Source organism: Mesorhizobium sp. M0830 (assembly GCF_040319965.1).
GTDB lineage: Bacteria > Pseudomonadota > Alphaproteobacteria > Rhizobiales > Rhizobiaceae > Mesorhizobium.
Window position 1 is genome coordinate 38,153 of record NZ_JAMYOR010000021.1, and the last position, 16,158, is coordinate 54,310.

The 16,158-nt window shown below is 63.9% G+C and carries 17 protein-coding genes; 14 read left to right on the forward strand and 3 right to left on the reverse strand.

Features of this window, described 5'->3' with window-relative positions:
* Nucleotides 1-102: 102 nt before the first annotated feature.
* Both NKI20_RS14985 and NKI20_RS14990 read right to left on the reverse strand, forming a co-directional pair.
* Nucleotides 103-882, reverse strand: coding sequence for a hypothetical protein (locus NKI20_RS14985; protein WP_023761013.1), 780 nt, complete (start codon nt 880-882; stop codon nt 103-105).
* 23 nt (nt 883-905) lie between these two features.
* Complete coding sequence (locus tag NKI20_RS14990; protein WP_352831591.1) at nt 906-2,393, reverse strand: tetratricopeptide repeat protein; 1,488 nt, start codon at nt 2,391-2,393, stop codon at nt 906-908.
* A gap of 322 nt (nt 2,394-2,715) precedes the next feature.
* Here NKI20_RS14990 and NKI20_RS14995 point away from each other — a divergent pair, with 322 nt between their 5' ends.
* A complete protein-coding gene (locus NKI20_RS14995; protein ID WP_352831593.1) occupies nt 2,716-3,351 on the forward strand; it encodes a methyltransferase family protein in 636 nt (211 codons plus the stop codon).
* Between the two features lie 440 nt (nt 3,352-3,791).
* Here NKI20_RS14995 and NKI20_RS15000 read toward each other — a convergent pair whose 3' ends face one another.
* Entirely contained in the window at nt 3,792-4,049 is a 258-nt protein-coding gene (locus NKI20_RS15000) for a hypothetical protein (RefSeq protein ID WP_352831595.1), read from the reverse strand.
* A 73-nt stretch (nt 4,050-4,122) separates the two neighbouring features.
* On the opposite strand from NKI20_RS15000, the gene NKI20_RS15005 reads away from it, so the two are divergent.
* From NKI20_RS15005 to NKI20_RS15065, 13 genes are all read left to right on the forward strand, one after another.
* Nucleotides 4,123-4,392: a DUF982 domain-containing protein gene (locus NKI20_RS15005; protein ID WP_023761008.1), complete on the forward strand. Its 270-nt coding sequence runs from the start codon at nt 4,123-4,125 to the stop codon at nt 4,390-4,392.
* Between the two features lie 208 nt (nt 4,393-4,600).
* On the forward strand, nt 4,601-5,326 hold the full coding sequence (locus NKI20_RS15010; RefSeq protein WP_023761007.1) for a GntR family transcriptional regulator: 726 nt from the start codon (nt 4,601-4,603) through the stop codon (nt 5,324-5,326).
* Between the two features lie 3 nt (nt 5,327-5,329).
* Nucleotides 5,330-6,370 carry an ADP-ribosylglycohydrolase family protein gene (locus NKI20_RS15015; RefSeq protein WP_352831598.1) on the forward strand — a complete coding sequence of 347 codons (1,041 nt, stop codon included), beginning with the start codon at nt 5,330-5,332 and terminating at the stop codon, nt 6,368-6,370.
* Entirely contained in the window at nt 6,367-7,338 is a 972-nt protein-coding gene (locus NKI20_RS15020) for a PfkB family carbohydrate kinase (protein WP_352831600.1), read from the forward strand. Before NKI20_RS15015 ends, NKI20_RS15020 begins: the two co-directional genes overlap by 4 nt.
* A 55-nt stretch (nt 7,339-7,393) precedes the next feature.
* Nucleotides 7,394-8,455, forward strand: coding sequence for an ABC transporter substrate-binding protein (locus tag NKI20_RS15025; RefSeq protein WP_352601957.1), 1,062 nt, complete (start codon nt 7,394-7,396; stop codon nt 8,453-8,455).
* Nucleotides 8,456-8,523: 68 nt separating this feature from the next.
* Nucleotides 8,524-9,387 carry an ABC transporter permease gene (locus tag NKI20_RS15030; protein WP_352486100.1) on the forward strand — a complete coding sequence of 288 codons (864 nt, stop codon included), beginning with the start codon at nt 8,524-8,526 and terminating at the stop codon, nt 9,385-9,387.
* Nucleotides 9,387-10,175 carry an ABC transporter permease gene (locus NKI20_RS15035; RefSeq protein ID WP_352831603.1) on the forward strand — a complete coding sequence of 263 codons (789 nt, stop codon included), beginning with the start codon at nt 9,387-9,389 and terminating at the stop codon, nt 10,173-10,175. The genes NKI20_RS15030 and NKI20_RS15035 overlap by 1 nt, the downstream gene beginning before the upstream one ends.
* Complete coding sequence (locus NKI20_RS15040) at nt 10,175-11,242, forward strand: ABC transporter ATP-binding protein (protein ID WP_352831604.1); 1,068 nt, start codon at nt 10,175-10,177, stop codon at nt 11,240-11,242. Before NKI20_RS15035 ends, NKI20_RS15040 begins: the two co-directional genes overlap by 1 nt.
* A 238-nt stretch (nt 11,243-11,480) precedes the next feature.
* Nucleotides 11,481-12,731, forward strand: a complete 1,251-nt coding sequence (locus NKI20_RS15045; protein ID WP_352831605.1) for an aconitase X — start codon at nt 11,481-11,483, stop codon at nt 12,729-12,731.
* Nucleotides 12,728-13,180, forward strand: a complete 453-nt coding sequence (locus NKI20_RS15050) for an aconitase X swivel domain-containing protein (RefSeq protein WP_352831608.1) — start codon at nt 12,728-12,730, stop codon at nt 13,178-13,180. Before NKI20_RS15045 ends, NKI20_RS15050 begins: the two co-directional genes overlap by 4 nt.
* A 359-nt stretch (nt 13,181-13,539) precedes the next feature.
* A complete protein-coding gene (locus NKI20_RS15055; RefSeq protein ID WP_352831611.1) occupies nt 13,540-14,136 on the forward strand; it encodes a thioredoxin family protein in 597 nt (198 codons plus the stop codon).
* 38 nt (nt 14,137-14,174) lie between these two features.
* The gene (locus tag NKI20_RS15060) at nt 14,175-15,800 is read left to right on the forward strand and encodes an FAD-binding protein (protein ID WP_352831613.1); all 1,626 of its coding nucleotides are present in this window, start codon (nt 14,175-14,177) and stop codon (nt 15,798-15,800) included.
* On the forward strand, nt 15,797-16,123 hold the full coding sequence (locus tag NKI20_RS15065; RefSeq protein WP_352831615.1) for a 4Fe-4S dicluster domain-containing protein: 327 nt from the start codon (nt 15,797-15,799) through the stop codon (nt 16,121-16,123). Before NKI20_RS15060 ends, NKI20_RS15065 begins: the two co-directional genes overlap by 4 nt.
* Nucleotides 16,124-16,158: the final 35 nt, after the last annotated feature.

A 16,158-nucleotide genomic window follows, 5' to 3' on the forward strand; every position in this document is an offset into this window, starting at 1 on the left:
CCAATCGGCTCTTCGACCTTCGAGGAAATCGCTGGCCAGCCAAGAAGCTCACGAGGTGCGGCAGCTCTACGTCAGACCCACAGATCAGCAGACCCGACCGATTCAATTCCGGACGATCTCATAGAGCAGAGTGGTTTTGATGTGTCGCCCGGGTTCACCCTGCAGTGACAGGGCGGCTGCGTAGAGTTTTGCTACGGCTGGGCAGAGACCTTCGAATTCCCGGCTCATATTGGCAATGGCAGTCATCTCGGCGGGAGTGCCGCCAGCGTTGATGAAAGCGTCGGCCAGCAGCGACCAGTCTCCGTCGCTGGCAGCGGCGGCCGGCAGACTGCCATTCTTCGCTGCGCCGAAAGCGTGGAACAGGGTGGCGCCGACCTTGTCCATGTCGATCAGGAAATCCTGGTCCGGCGTGCCGAGTGCATCCGGCCCTTCACGAAGGTAGTTGTTGCAGATGGCAGCGGTTTCCCGCGCCATGACATGGTTGAGCATATCCGATTGTGCACGCAGCGCTTCGGCGGCTTTGCCGTCCGGAGCCGAGGACAGCAGGGATGCGTATCTTCGCCTGAGATCGGCGACAGCCATCCTGCTCGCATTTCGCACCTGATCGACATTTCCAAGTCTGGCCACGGCCGTGATTTTTTCCACGACGACGTCGTAGTCGTCTGGAAACTCCTGCTTGATTGCCTTGAAAATCTGGCTTCCTTGGCTTTCAATCTGTTCGCTTACCTGAGCTGTGGTCAGCATTTGTGGATCGGGCGAACCCGCCACCGTCTGGTAAAGATATTTGCCGCCGGCAAAGCCGAGCGCCCAGGGCAATACCTTTATCGCAACAAACGACAAAGCGGCGACCGCCGCCACGCTAAAGCCTTTCCAACGTCCCATCCACCGGCCCTCCCTGAACCTGTCTAGTTCGCGCCGAGGGTCCGCGCCTTCTTGCGGTCGGCTTCGGCGCGCTTGTGATTGTCCTTGGCCTCCCACGCAACGGGTTCGACTGGCCGGACCCTGTCGTCTGCGGCCTGTTCGTTGCAGGTACCTGTCCGTTTCGGATCGAGCTTGATTGCCTGTCTGCAGTCGGCAGCGGCAATCACGTAGTCTCCTACAGACGCCCTGGCCAGGGCGCGATCGTAATAGGCTTCGGCATTGTTGGGATCGAGCCCGATTACAAAGCTGAACGAGTCTATCGCGCCTCCGACATAGCCTTGAATCTGCTGGTTCAACCCCCGTTGCAGATTCCAGGCGATAGCCGCTGAATTGTCCTGCTGGGGAGCGGCCATAGGTGCATCCGCAGACGGAACTTCACCGCCTGTCACCTGCTCGTTGCAGGCGCCGGACCGTTGTGGTTCGAGTTCCATGGCTTTTCGGCAGTCGGCCGTCGCGCGGTCACGATCGCCTTTGCGGGTCAATGCGAGCGCGCGGCCGAAATAGGCGGCAGCATCCTTCGCGTTGACGTCGATCACCTTATCGAAATCAGCTATGGCGCGATCATTGTCGCCTGTATTCGTCCAGGCGACGGCCCTGTTGTAGTAGCCGTCCGCGCTGTCGGGGGCGAGCCCAATCGCCCGATTGGCATCGGCAACTGCGCGCGGCCAGTCGCTCTTGCCAATCCAGGCAGCGCTTCGATTGGCATAGGCGTCGACGCTTTCCGGATCGAGGCTGATGGCATGGTCGAAATCAGCTATCGCAAGGTCGTAGTCGCCTTTGGAAGCGTGGGCGATGCCTCTGTTGACATACACTGCGGCGCCTTGTGGATCGAGGCGGATCGCCTCGTCATATTCGGTGATAGCCCTGTCGTGGTCGCCCTTGCGTTGCCAGGTGGCGCCGAGACTGTTGCGCGCATTGCGGTTTTGCGGATCGACAGTGAGCGCCTGCTCGAAATCGATAATAGTCGCGTCGGTCTTGCCTTTGCGAAAGAAGGCCAGGCCACGGCTGTAGTAGGCGTCGCCGGAGCCAGGCTCGAGGCTGATTGTGACATTGAAGTCAGCGATAGCGCGGTCGTTTTCCCCCTTGTTGTACCAGGCAGCCCCGCGATTGAAGTAGGCCGAGGCATCTCTGGCATCGAGCATGATCGCCTCGCTGTAGTCGGCGATCGACCGGTCGTAATCATGCTTGTCGTCCCAGGCGAGGCCGCGACGGAAATGGGCGATGACACGGTTCCGCGACGGTTCGGTCTTGTCGTCGGCAATCGGTGTGCAGGCGGCGATGAGCTGATCGGCACCGATCTCGCTGTCGCTGAAGCAGACGGCGTTATCCTTGCCGGCGGCGAGCGCGGATGTGTTCAGGATAAGGAGGACGACAAGGCTTGCCAGCGACCAGCGCACCCATGGAAGGGCTGTCGTCAGCGCGAATAATCCGCTTACGGCGGCAGCCAGCCCCGCACCTTTCCAACGTGCCATTTCGCTGGCCCCCCGAACACCCGCCTCAGCGGTGATCTGCCTATTGTTCGTCATTTGTTCCAAAAATGCAAGCAGAAATTGCAGAGCGGAATGGATGAGACCTGTCTGCCGCCATGGTGCCGGGCCGACTTCTTGCGAGCGGCAAAGGCGCGCTTCGCCTGCATCCCCGGTCCCGACATATCCCGTTTGATGCCGATCTGATCTTGTTGATTAACCGCCCGGCAATGGTTGCGTGCAAAGGTTGCCCCGAGGGATCATTGGGGTGCTTGCCTTGCTCATATCAAAAAGCGAAACCCTTTCGCACATCAATGACGACAGGATCTTGTCCGCGGCTCGGAAGCGCGAAATCCTGGTCGATTTGCGGGAAGGTTTCTTTCGGATCTGCGCGCTGGCTTTCGCGGGGATGTTCGTCTACCGTGGCGTGTATCACCTCATGCTTGACCCGACCCGCCTCAACGTGGCGCTGGTGGCGATTTCCGAGGTTCTGACCTTTACCTGGCTGCTTCTGTCGCGGCGACCGCAGGTTCGCGACTGGAACCCGCTCACGGCAGTTGTCTCCGTGGTCGCCAGCTTCGGTGTCGGCTTCATCGACCTGGAGCCGGGGGCAGCCATCATCCCGGTCTATGCCGCCGCGCCGCTGCAAGCCCTGGCGTTGGGGTTCGTGATCTGGGGAAAGATATCTCTGGGGCGTTCGTTTGCCATTCTGCCGGGCAATCGCGGTGTGATGACCGGCGGTGCCTACCGTCTGGTGCGGCACCCGATTTATGCCGGCTACCTTGCCGGCCATGTCCTGTTCCTGTTGTCCGCCTTTTCCTTCTACAATCTCGCCGTCTATGCCGTGATCACCTTCTTCCAGGTGCATCGCATCTTGCGCGAAGAGGCGCTGCTGGCCGCCACGCCGGAGTACCGGGACTATATGAAGCGCGTCCACTACAGGCTGTTCTACGGGATCGTCTGACAAGAAGGCCTATCGGCTGCGATCACAGCCATCTCGGCGGCGATGCGATCCCTGGCCAGGGGCTTATGCGTTGCCCTGGGCGTCATCCATGGGCGCAGCCGCAATCGTCGGAGTAGAGCGTCAGTCATCAAGAGCGATCGCGATCTCGTGACCGCCTTGATACCAGCACGCACCCGATTGTGATGTGCGACGATCCGTTTGTGATCCGGCTCGTTTCGGAATTTTCGTAAAGTCATCGCGGTCCACACCCCCCGTGGAAACAAGAGGAGAGGGTCCCACCCCTTGTCCTCCTCCAAGGCCCGCCCCGGTTCACCCGTGGCGGGCTTTTGCTTGGCGGTCGAGGAGCCGCGTGGGTCAAGCGTCGAGGAGGGCAACGGTTTTCCGGGGCTCAATCCTAGCCGCCGGACGTTTGGTTCGGGTCAGATACTGGCGCCGATCGATTACTCCATGTCAGGCACATCGCCGCTGACGAAGAGCGTTTTCGGCGGGCCATATTCGCCCGGCGTCGGATCGGCCTCGCGGCTCCAGGCGATGACGCCGGCATGCTTTGCCGCCAGAGCCCTGGCGGTGCGTATGGCGCGATCCTCGCTCTGCTGGTCGGCGGGTCCAAAGGCTGGAAATAAGTCGCCGTCCTCGCCGCGATCGAATGCGACCACGACGATCAGCCTGGGATTTTTCTGGCCACTGGAATCGGACACTTGCACCTTAGGCGCGAAACCTATCACAATACAGGGAATTGGGCCGGCTCGTTCGATTCCGGGAGGTGGGGTGGTGCAAGACCAGCGTTTCGATGAGCCGGTCCGGATTGCGCTCGGCCGATCGCGAAATTCGATCTTCAACGTGGAGCGGGTCGCTCAGGCTGCCGACATCCTGATGAACCGCTGGCCGGTTGCGACCGGTCAACGGCACATGGTTGCTCGCAAGGTCTGCCTGGCCGTGCTTGAGGGGAAGAAAGAAGCCTCGGCGGCACGGGCGGCATTCATCAACGCCGCGATCGAGGCGGATATCCTCGTTGAGCCCCGTGAAGTGTCGATACCGTAACGGGTCCGGCCAGGATTGAATCAAGAACCAGCGCTATCCTCTTGATGGTGGTCGGCCTTCGCAATCCGTATGCCCGCCTGTCGTCGACGCTTTTTTGTAGGCGTTCCCCAAAATCCGCGCCCGTTTGCTCGTCCTCAGGTCATGTTGACACGGCGTCCGTGGATCTGTATTGAACAGGATTATACAGGTTCACTGAACAGGTACCTATATGAAACGGCGCGCGGTTCAACTGTCTCCCGGCACCGGCAAGCCCGAACAGATCGCCACGGTTCTCGAACATGAGATCCGCTCCGGCGTTCTCGGTTTCGGCGACCGCCTGCAAAGCGAGAACGAACTCGTCCAGCGCTTCTCCGTCAGCCGCAATACGGTCCGCAAGGGCCTCGAGGAACTGTCCAGCCGCGGGCTGATCACCACCAAGGTCGGAATCGGCTCCTTCGTCACTTTCGATGGCAAGCCGGTCGACGACGCCATCGGCTGGTCGCGGGCGTTGGCCGATGCGGGCGCCAATGCCGAGACGCGGACGCTGCGGCTGGAGGTCATCGAGGATACCGATCTGGCTTCGCTGCTTGGTATCAAAAGCCCGTTCTTCATCGCCGTCGACCGGGTGCGTACCAACGCCAGCGACGGCCATGCGATCTCCATCGAGCGCAGCCGGCTGCCATTGTCACCCGAGCTTGAAGACGTGCCGTTGCGCGGATTGCGCGAGGGCTCGCTGCACCAGACGCTGCGCGCCGCCGGCCTCATTCCCGACCACGGCGAGGAATGGGTGGAGATCGAGATGCTCAACGCCGAGGACGCCACTATCCTCGGCTGCCCGCAAGGCACGCCGTTCCTGCGCGGCCGCCGGTTGACGCGCGCCGTCGACGACCGGCCGATCGAATATGTCACCAGCCTGCTCAACCCCGCGCATTTCGCGCTGCATATGAGGTTCTGAGCGATGCCGGACACAGCCAAGGACCCGCTCGATCGCGCCATGGGCGCGCTTGTCGGCGGAGCGCTGGGAGATGCGCTCGGCATGCCGACGCAGCTTTTGTCGCCGGCCCGGATTGCCGAACTCTACGGCCATGTCGAGGATTTCATCGCGCCTTTCGCCAATCATCCAGTGTCGAAGGGATTGGCTGCCGGTACCATCACCGACGATACCGAACAAGCGCTGCTGCTCGGCCGCATTCTCGTCGAATCCGGCGACCGCTTCGACCATAAGCGCTGGGTCAATGCGCTGCTCGACTGGGAACGCGCGGTCAAGGCGCGCGGCAGCTATGATCTTTTGGGACCGTCGACCAAGCGTGCCATCGACGCTATCAACAGTGGCGTGCCTGCAGAGGAAGCGGGACGCAGTGGCGACACCAACGGTGCGGCCATGCGCATTGCCCCGGTCGGCATCATGATGCCGCTCGAACCATTGGGGGCATTCGTCGACAAGGTGGCGGAGACCTGCCGGGCCACGCACAACACCTCGATCGCCATCGCCTCCGCCGCTGCTGTTGCCGCCGCTGTCAGCCGCGGCGTCGCCGGCGGTGGTTGGCGCGATGCTTCCGCCAGCGCTGTCGCGGCGGCGAGGCGAGGGGCGACGCTCGGCCATTGGGTCACCGGCGGCGACATCGCCGCGCGTATCGTCTGGGCACAGGACATCGTGCGCGGCAAGGCGATCAGGGATGCGATCCGGCTGATCACCGATCTGGTCGGCACCGGCGTCGCCAGCCAGGAATCCGTTCCTGCTGCCTTCGCGGTGCTGGAAGTCGCCCGGGGCGATGCATGGAAAGCAGCGGTCATCAGCGCCAATCTCGGCGGTGATACCGACACGATCGGCGCCATCGCGGCCGGCATGGCCGGCGCCTGCACCGGCTTTTCCCGGCTGCCGCAACAGCACATCGCCCGGCTAAAGGGCATCGACATGTCAGAGGTTCGCGCGCTTGCGGCCGACCTCGTCGCGGCACGGGTGGCGAAAACTGCCTCCGGCAAGGACGCGGCGGCATGAATGGTCGTCTCGTCCATGTCGGTAGTGCCGTGGTCGACTATGTCTACCGCATCGACGCCTTGCCGGCGCCCGGCATGGAGAAGACGGCATCGAGCTTCGCCCAGGTGGCCGGCGGCGGATTCAACATGATGGTCGCGGCCAGCCGCACCGGGATGAAGGTGGTTTTCGGCGGCCAACTCGGCAGCGGGCCGAATGGCGACTTCCTGCGCGCCGCTTTCGCCGCCGAGGGCATCGCGACACTGACACCGCCATCACCCTTGATGGACAGCGGCAATTGCATCGCCATGATCTCGAGTGATGCCGAACGCACCTTCGTGTCGTGGCCGGGGGCCGAAAGTGTGCTCAGCCTCGAATTGATGGCGCCGGTCGCGGTGGCGTCTGATGATTGGGTGTTCACCTCCGGCTACACGCTGAGCTACCCCGCAAGCCGTGGCGTGCTGGCGGACTGGATCGAGTCGCTGCCGGACGAAACCCCTTTCGTCTTCGACCCGACGCCGGTCGTCACGGACATTCCGCGCCCGATCCTGTCGCGGGTGCTTGCCCGCACCACATGGCTGAGCTGCAACACGACGGAGGCGGCCGAGATCGCCGGCACGGGCGATGTCGAAATTGTCGCGGCACGACTTCTGGACGACCATTGTCCGCAGGCTGCCGGCGTGGTCATCCGCTGCGGCGCAAAGGGCTGCCACCTGCGGTTGGCCGATGGGTCAGCGTGGACCATTGGCGGCTACGCGGTCACCGCAATCGACACCAACGGCGCCGGCGACACCCATATCGGGGCTTTCGTCAGCGCGCTGGCGCGCGGCGCCCCGCCCTTCGAGGCAGCGCGTTACGCCAATGCCGCGGCCGCCATTTCGGTTACCCGCCATGGCGGCTCGTCGGCGCCGACCGACCGCGAAATCCAGACATTCCTGAGCCATGCCGCCGACCCGTCGGGGGCAGGCCGGACACAGAAGGCCAACGCATAACTGCCGGAAAGCCTGACAAGCCCGGAAAGCGGGCAAACACAGAGAGGAACCAACCATGCGCATGCCTGACTTGACTGCTCTTGTGACGGCGACCGCCGTCTTTACCTCCGCACTCGCGTTCGCCGCCAAGGCCGACGAAGTGCATGTGCTCAACTGGAAGGGCTACGGCACCGACGAGCCGTGGGCCGTAGAGGCTTTCGAAAAGGCGACCGGCAACAAGGTCGTCAACGATTTCTTCAATTCCGAACAGGAAATGCTGACCAAGATCCGGACCAATCCTGGCCTCTACGACGTGGTCATGATCAATGCCGCCTTCAACGACCAGGCTATGGCCGGGAAACTGATCCAGCCAATCGACATCTCCAAGTTGCCGAACTATGCCGATATCAACAAGGACAAGGCGGGATCGCCGATGCTCGTCCATGATGGCAAGGTCTATGGCGTGCCGTGGGTGTGGGGCCTGACGGCGCTCGCCATCAACGATAAATCCTTCGACAAGCCGCCGACGAGCATCGCCGAAATGTGGGATGCCGCGCACAAGGGCCGCGTCGTCATTCGCGACGACGCCGTCGAGGCGGTGCAGTTCGGCGCCATCGCCACCGGCCAGAACATCAACGACATCAAGGATATGGGCGCCGTCAAGGCGAAGCTCACCTCGCTGATGCCGCAGATCAAGACCTTCTGGAGCTCGGAGAACGACTGGAACCAGATGGTCGCCTCCAACCAGATCGACATCGGCACCTATTGGAGCGGCTCGGCCGATCGCGCCAAGACGCATTTCAAGCTGCCGGTCTCGCTGGTCGTGCCGCAGGAAGGAGCCGTCGCCTGGCTCGACGCCTTTTCCATTCCGGTCGGCGCCAAGAACGTCGCCGGGGCCGAGGCCTTCATCAATTACATGATCGACCCGAAATTCTACGTCGAATGGGTCACCAAGGTCGGCGCGCCGGTCTCGGCCAACACCAAGGCGGTGGAAGCGCTGCCCGCGGATGCCTTCAACCGCAAGGTCATGGGTGACCCCGAAGTGGCCAAGCGCATCCAGTTCCAGGCGCCGATCACCGACGCGCAGCGCGAGGCCTATCTGGCGCTGTGGCAGCAGCTCAAGGTCGACGTGAAATAAAGCCGGCATCGGAATCAGCCGGCGGTTCGCGCCGGCTGGTTCTTCCAATCTGGGGAGAGAAGGCTGTCATGGCAGCTGCAACAGCATCGCGCAGCGGGCTGAGATCGGCATTGCCGCTGCTGGCGCCTGCCTATCTCTGGCTGACTGTGGCGATCTTCCTGCCGCTCTCGGCCATGGTCTTCTTCTCGTTCATGACCGAGCTGCCCCTGTCGGGAAAACCGTGGGCCTTCACCCTTGGCAACTATGCCGCCTTCTTCTCGCAAAGCCTCTATCTGACGCTTTTGCTGGCCTCGCTGCGCCTCGGTCTCGAGGTGACGCTGTGGTGCGTCATCATCGGCTATCCCGCGGCTTACGTGCTCGCCAAAGTGCTGAAAGGGCGCAGCCGCGAGGCCATCTTCCTGCTCGTCATCCTGCCATTCTGGTCGAACGGGCTGGTGCGCATCTTCTCCTGGGCGATGGTGCTACGCGAGGGCGGCATCCTCGACACCGCGCTCAACGCCGTGCTGCCGTTCAAGGTCAACATCGATCTGATGTATTCCTATCCGGCCGTCATCATCGGGCTGGTGCATTCCTATGTGCCCTACATGGTGCTGACTTGTTATCTCACGTTGCAGGCCATCGACGACTCGCTGATCGAGGCCGGACGCTCGCTTGGCGCCTCACGGCTGCAGCTCCTGAAGCGGGTGATCATACCGCTGTCGATGCCGGGGCTGGTGGCGGGAGCCGCCCTGATCTTCGTGCCGGTCGTCGGCTCGTTCATGGAACCGCGCATCCTCGGCGGCCGCACCGGCACCTTCTACGGTACAGTCATTGAGGACCAGTTCGTCGCCGTGTTCAACTGGCCGCTGGGTGCCGCGCTGTCCTTCATTTTGCTGGCGGTGGTGCTGGTCATCCTGGCGGTGGCGTCGCCGGCGTTGCGGAGAGCCGCGTGATGGCGACCACCCGCATCCTCGAAGGGCTCGGCCGGTTCTACATCGGACTGCTGCTCGCCTTTCTCTATCTGCCGATCATCATCATGGCGCTGATGTCGTTCAACGTCTCGCCCTTCTACCAATTGCCATTCGAATGGACGACCGAATGGTACGCCTCGCTGTGGCAAAACGACCAGCTGATCGCCGCCACCTGGAACAGCGTCGAGATCGCCGTAATCGCCACCGTTATCTGCACGGTGCTCGGCTCGGCGGCATCATTGGCGCTCTATCGCCATGAATTTCGCGGCAAGAAATTCCTGAAGGCGCTGCTGTTTCCGCCGATCGCCATACCGTGGCTCATCACCGGCACGGCGATGCTGATCTTCTTCTTCGGCGTCGGCATCGGCCGCGGCCTGCACGCGATCCTTCTCGGCCACGTCGCGCTGGCGCTGCCCTATGTCATCGTCGTCGTCTCGGCCCGGCTGCAGACCTTCGCGCCGGAGCTGGAGGAGGCGGCGCGGTCCCTCGGTGCCAACCAGTGGCAGGTGACAAGACGCGTCACGCTGCCCTGGATCATGCCTGGCGTCATTGCCGGCGGACTGTTCGCGTTCGCCGTCTCGTTCGACCAGTTCGTGGTGTCCTATTTCCTGGCGACGCCGGGGCAGACAACACTGCCGGTCGAAATCTACGCCGCGATCCGCAAGGGTTTCACGCCCGAGATCAATGCGGTCTCGACGATCATCATCGTCGTGTCGATGGCGCTGATGCTGCTGACGGCGCGGTTCTTCAAATTCGGCGGAGAGAAATAATGGCCGGCGTGCAGGTATCGAACATCTCGCGCAGTTTTGGGGCACACAAGGCGCTCGACGACGTCTCAATCGACTTCGCCGATGGCGGTTTTTATGCGCTGCTCGGGCCATCGGGCAGCGGCAAGACCACGCTGCTGCGGCAGATTGCCGGCTTCGATTTCCCCGATTCAGGCCGCATCACCATCGGCGGCGAGAGCGTCGAGCGGGTGCCGGTCGAAAGGCGTCGCATCGGCATGGTGTTCCAGAACTATGCACTGTTTCCCAATATGAGCGTCGCCGACAATGTCGCCTTTGGCCTGTCGGTGCGCGGCGAGGCCAAGGCGGTGATTGCTCTAGAGGTGCAGCGCGCCCTCGATCTCGTGCAACTCGGCAAACTCGGCGGCCGGCGACCGCACCAACTCTCCGGGGGGCAGCGCCAGCGCGTCGCGCTCGCCCGCGCCATCGTCACCAAGCCGCGCGTGCTGCTGCTCGATGAGCCGTTGGGCGCGCTCGACAAGGCGCTGCGGGTCGACATGCAGATCGAGCTCAAGCGCATCCAGCGCGAGATCGGCATCACCACCATCTTCGTCACCCACGACCAGGAAGAGGCGCTGACGATGAGCGACCGCATCGGCATCCTGCGCGACGGCAGGCTGGTGCAGGAGGGGCCACCGGAGGAGATCTACGACCGGCCGAAGAGCGAGTTCGCCGCAACGTTCCTCGGCGACGCCAACATCTTTCGCGGCGACAGCACTGGCAACGGCATCCGGCTGCCGGACGGCACAGCGATTGCCTCGGGCGTGGGTGCAAAGCTTGCCGCCGGCGCCAAGGCGAGTTGTGCCGTGCGGCCCGAACGCATCCGCATCGCGACGGATGGCGGGGCTTCGGATGCGGCCAATTCGAACGTGCTCAAGGGGCAGGTTTCCAAGCGCATCTTCGCCGGCAATAACAGTACATACTTCGTCGAACGTGCTGGCCAGATGCTGAAGGTCATCGTGCAGAACACCGGTGCCGACAGACTGGCGGAGGGCCAGGAGGTGGTGCTGCGCTGGTCGCCTGAGAGTACAGTGCTGATTGCGCCGGGCTAGTCGACGCGGTTCGATAGATGGGGCTGTTGGCGTTCCTTCGCACCCCCCTCTGTCCTGCCGGACATCTCCCCCGCAAGGGGGGAGATTGGCGGTTTGAGCCTCACTGCCCTTTCTGGAACGTCGAAAATTTGCGAAAGCGATGATGACGGCCAATCTCCCCCTTTGCGGGGGAGATGCCTGGCAAGGCAGAGGGGGGTGCTGTCCCTCCGTCCTTTCCGATAACGAGCCCGGAGCTGCGATGACACTTGAACTGAGTGCGCGCGACCGATCCATGCTCGATGGCGAGCACGGCCCTTCCGCAGCCGCGGCGATGAAGATCCTGATCACCTTCACCAAGGCGGTCGGGGCAGGCAGTCTGCTCGACATTGCCGGCGCCCATATCGATGGCTGTCTCTACCATGGCAGGGCCGGCCTTGATTTCGTCGAGCGGCTGGTCGAGGGCGGCGGCCGCGTCCAGGTGCCGACGACACTGAACGTCGGCTCGTTTGATCTCATCCATCCCGGCATGGTGAAGATGCCGGCGGCGGAGGAGGTGCCGGCGCGGCGGCTGATGAAGTCGCATCTGGAACTCGGCTGCCAGGCGACATTCACTTGCGCGCCCTATCAGACACGTTTCCGGCCAGACTTCGGCCAGCAGATCGCTTGGGGCGAATCCAACGCCATCGTCTTTGCCAATTCGGTGATCGGCGCGCGCACCAACCGCTATGGCGATTTCATCGATTTGTGCTGCGCCATGACCGGGCGCGCGCCGGCCTGGGGGCTGCACTTGAACGAGAACCGGCGCGGCCGGATTCTGTTCGAGCTGGCCATTGCCGACCCGCAGCCGAGCGACAGCCTGTTCGTCGGCATCGGGCTGGTGATCGGGCAAGCGAGCGGCGACCGCGTTCCGGTGATTGCCGGCCTGCCGCAGCCGCGCGACGAGGACCAGTTGAAGGCGCTGGGCGCGGCGGCGGCAACGACCGGCGCGGTGGCGCTGTTCCATGCGGTCGGCATCACCCCGGAAGCCAGGACACTCGAGGACGCATTCCATGGTCAGGTTCCAGAGGAGACGATCCGCATCACCCGCGCCGATATCGATCAGTCGCTGGCCCGGCTGTCTGGAGTGCCCGATGGCGCGCCGCTGGCGGCGGTGTCGCTCGGCACGCCGCATTTTTCGCATGAGGAATGGATGAGGCTGCTGCCGTTGCTGCGCGAGATCGCACCGGGCAGGCACATTCCGATCTATGTCAACACCGGCCGAGCTACCCTGACGCGACTGCAGGCGGAGGGGGCACTTGATGGCATGGAGGCGTTCGGCCTGATCCCGGTCGCCGATACCTGCACCTATGTCACTGCGATCCTTCAGCGCCTCGACGGCGTGGTGATGACCAATTCCGGCAAATGGGCGCATTACGCGCCCGGCAATATCGGCGTGTCCGTCGCCTTCGCCGAGATGAAGGATTGTATCCGTTCGGCGGCGGCCGGGCATGTCGTGCGGAGCGCCTCATGACGATTCAACGAACCGGCAGCTTCCAGCTGGCCGGCGAGGCCGAGGGCCGAGCGCTGGTGTTCTCGCAACCGCTCAGTTTCTGGGGCGGCATCGATGCCGAAACCGGCGACATAACGGACCATTCGCATCCTGGCCTTGGCCAGAATGTCGCCGGCAAGATCCTGGTCATGCCGAGCGGGCGCGGGTCTTCGTCTTCGTCTTCGGTGCTAGCCGAAGCGATCCGTCTGGGAACGGCACCGGCCGGCATTCTCCTGGAACGCCCGGACCCGATCCTGGCGGTCGGCGCGATCGTTGCCGAATTTCTCTATGAGATCCGCATGCCGTTGGTGGTGTGCGACATTGCCGGCATAACCTCAGACGACAGGATTGCCATCGCTATCGGGACGGATGGCCCGGCGATCGTCAGCGTTCACCCCGCCATCAATCCCGCGGCGCCACGCCGCCAGTAGGCGGCGGCCAGCGCCCATCGGCTTTGGCCCGCGCACATTAGATGCGATCCTGCCAGGCGCTCTATCCGAAAGGATTGATGATGCCCTGACGTTCGGCGTGTCTGCGATGGCATCCTCTCGCGGGCCGCCCCTGCAGCCTGCCATACAACCTCATCCGTCCGGATTTCTTCAGACGGGCTCCTGCTTGGACAAACGTGCCGGCCCGGCTCGAAACATTGGCACGATATTCCAAGCCACGCGGTTGACCGTGAATGTGCTCTCCAGGCTATAATATACTAAGCTCATAGACTAACTGCTGATGCTCAAACGCTCGCACGTTGGCTCTGTAAAAACCGGCCGAAAAATGGGGGAGCGCATCGATGCCGAAGACAGAATCCAATCCGATCGACCTTGGCACCAGGGCCGCCGACTTCCTGTTGCCGGATGCCCAAGGCGTGCTGCACCGGCTCGTCGATTTCGATGCCAAGCCGGCCTTGCTCGTGGCCTTCATCTCCAACCGCTGCCCGTTCGTCGTGCTGATCCGCGAGCAGCTTGCCGCTTTCGCCAGGGAATATGCCGGCAAGGGGCTGCAAGTGGTGGCGATCAACGCCAACGACTATGAGGCGCATCCCGAGGAGACGCTTGCCCGCATCGGCGAAGAGGCCGAAGAGTTCGGCTATTCCTTCCCCTATCTCAAGGACGCCTCGCAGCAGACGGCCAAGGCCTATGGCGCGGCCTGCACGCCCGACTTCTTCCTGTTCGATGCCGACCGGCGGCTCGCCTATCACGGGCAGTTCGACGATGCGCGGCCGGGCAACGGCAAACCGGTGACCGGTGCTGATCTGCGCGCGGCGGTGGATACGGTGCTGGAGGGCGGCAAGCCCGCGGCAAGCCAAGTGCCGTCGATCGGCTGCAACATCAAGTGGAGCGCCGGCAACGAGCCGGTGTGGTTCGCAAACGCCGATCGCGCTGCGTAGCCATCTCGCGCTGTCGCGAACTCAGTCACCGAGCATCCATGCCCAAGCCGCAAAAATCCGCTTCCGACAGCTTGCAGCTCCAAGCCGATGTGCTGGTGCTGGGCGGCGGGCCGTCGGCTGCCTGGGCGGCTGTCGCGGCGGCCGAAAGCGGCGCCAAGGTGGTGCTGGCCGACAAGGGCTATCTCGGCACCAGCGGCGCCACGGCGCCGTCCAACACCGGTACCTGGTGCGTGCCGCCGGGTGACAACAGGCATGCCGTCGTCGAGCGGCGCTGGCAGCGCACCGGCGAACTCGCCGATCCGCGCTGGATGCTGCGCTGCGTCGACACCGCCTACCGCAATCTGCTCCGGCTGTCCGAGTGGGGCTACCCCTTCCCGAGCGAGGATGACGGACGGCTCTACATCGCCAATCTGCGCGGCCCGGACTACATGCGCTTCATGCGCCGCCGGGTGCTTCTGGCCGGCGTCACTGTGCTCGACCACCATCCCGCGCTCGAACTTCTGTCCGATGGCGATGCCATCGTCGGCGCCGCCGGTGTCGCCAGGCAGGCCGGTCACGACTGGCGCGTCGACGCCAACGCCGTGGTGCTGGCGACTGGCGGCTGCGCCTTTCGCGAGCGCATTCTCGGCGCGACCGGGCTCACCGGCGACGGCTATCTGATGGCCGCGGAAGCCGGCGCCAGCCTGTCGGGCATGGAGTTCACCGGCAAGTACACGATGGCACCCTATGGTTCCTCGCTGAACAAGGGGCTGCCGTTCCGCTGGGCGTCGTTCCATCGCGAGGACGGTTCGCCGATCCTCGGGCCGACCGGCGAGCCGTTGCGCAACGGCATCGGCGACCGCGAGGAGGAAGTGGCGCGCGCGCTGATCGACGGCCCTGTCTATGCACGGCTCGATCAGGCCGAACCGGCGCTGCAAGGCTGGCTGCGCCAGGGCCAGCCGAATTGCTTCGTGCCCTATGACCGCGCCGGCATCGATCCGTTCAGCGAACTGTTCCGCATCACCTTGCGCGCCGAAGGCACGGTGCGCGGCACGGGCGGCATCGATATCGTCTCCGACGACTGCGCCACCGGCGTGCCCGGCCTCTACGTTGCCGGCGATGCCGCCAGCCGAGAGATCATGACCGGGGCTGTTTCGGGCGGCGGCGCCGTCAATTCGTCCTGGGCGCTGGCCAGCGGCTGGTGGGCCGGCAAGGGCGCCTCTACACATGCCAAGCGTCGAAACGGTAAGGCGTTTCGCAGTGCTGCGCAGTCGCTCGGCCAGGCTGGGTTGCGCCCGGCGGCAACGCCGCGCGCCGACATATCGGCAGGCGAGATCATCGAGGCGGTGCGTAGCGAAGTCACGCCGCTCGACAAGAATTTCTTCCGCTCTGGCGAGGGCCTGGAGAAAAGCAGCGAGAGGCTGGAGAGCGTCTGGCGCGACGTGCGCGACCATCTGCAGGGCGAGGGGGTGGATCGGGTCCGCACCCGCGAGGCGGCATCGATCGCGGCTGCCGGGCGCTGGTCGGTGGCCGCCGCACTTTACCGCACCGAGAGCCGCGGCATGCATCGCCGCACTGACCTGCCCGGCAAGAGCCCAGCCTTCGCGCACCGGCTGGTGATCACGGGGGTCGATGCGTTTCGTATTGCAGGCGCGCCCGAGCGGCTGGCGGAGCTGGCGTCATGATCGAGATCGTCTCGGCCACGCGCTGCGTCGAATGCGACATCTGCGTCAAGGTCTGCCCGGCCAACGTCTTCGACGCGACCGACAACGGCGTGCCGGTGATCGCCCGCCAGGACGACTGCCAGACCTGCTTCCTCTGCGAGATCTATTGCCCGACCGACGCGCTTTATGTGGCCGAATTCGCCGAAGGGCCGACCGGCATCACCGAGGCGGAGGCCGATGCGCGCCAGCTGTTCGGCTCCTATGCCCGCGCCCTCGGCTGGAAGCGCGGCAAAGCCGGCGGCTCGGAGTTCGACCCGACGCACCGCATCCGCGTGGCGCAGTGAACCGATCGGAGACAGACATGGACCGCCCAAACATG

Excerpts from the sequence above, each read along its gene's own strand:
- NKI20_RS14985 (WP_023761013.1), bottom strand. The coding sequence starts at position 882 with ATGGGACGTTGGAAAGGCTTTAGCGTGGCGGCGGTCGCCGCTTTGTCG.
- NKI20_RS14990 (WP_352831591.1), bottom strand. The coding sequence starts at position 2,393 with ATGGCACGTTGGAAAGGTGCGGGGCTGGCTGCCGCCGTAAGCGGATTA.
- NKI20_RS15010 (WP_023761007.1), top strand. The coding sequence starts at position 4,601 with ATGAAACGGCGCGCGGTTCAACTGTCTCCCGGCACCGGCAAGCCCGAA.
- NKI20_RS15015 (WP_352831598.1), top strand. The coding sequence starts at position 5,330 with ATGCCGGACACAGCCAAGGACCCGCTCGATCGCGCCATGGGCGCGCTT.
- NKI20_RS15020 (WP_352831600.1), top strand. The coding sequence starts at position 6,367 with ATGAATGGTCGTCTCGTCCATGTCGGTAGTGCCGTGGTCGACTATGTC.
- NKI20_RS15025 (WP_352601957.1), top strand. The coding sequence starts at position 7,394 with ATGCGCATGCCTGACTTGACTGCTCTTGTGACGGCGACCGCCGTCTTT.
- NKI20_RS15030 (WP_352486100.1), top strand. The coding sequence starts at position 8,524 with ATGGCAGCTGCAACAGCATCGCGCAGCGGGCTGAGATCGGCATTGCCG.
- NKI20_RS15035 (WP_352831603.1), top strand. The coding sequence starts at position 9,387 with ATGGCGACCACCCGCATCCTCGAAGGGCTCGGCCGGTTCTACATCGGA.
- NKI20_RS15040 (WP_352831604.1), top strand. The coding sequence starts at position 10,175 with ATGGCCGGCGTGCAGGTATCGAACATCTCGCGCAGTTTTGGGGCACAC.
- NKI20_RS15045 (WP_352831605.1), top strand. The coding sequence starts at position 11,481 with ATGACACTTGAACTGAGTGCGCGCGACCGATCCATGCTCGATGGCGAG.
- NKI20_RS15050 (WP_352831608.1), top strand. The coding sequence starts at position 12,728 with ATGACGATTCAACGAACCGGCAGCTTCCAGCTGGCCGGCGAGGCCGAG.
- NKI20_RS15055 (WP_352831611.1), top strand. The coding sequence starts at position 13,540 with ATGCCGAAGACAGAATCCAATCCGATCGACCTTGGCACCAGGGCCGCC.
- NKI20_RS15060 (WP_352831613.1), top strand. The coding sequence starts at position 14,175 with ATGCCCAAGCCGCAAAAATCCGCTTCCGACAGCTTGCAGCTCCAAGCC.
- NKI20_RS15065 (WP_352831615.1), top strand. The coding sequence starts at position 15,797 with ATGATCGAGATCGTCTCGGCCACGCGCTGCGTCGAATGCGACATCTGC.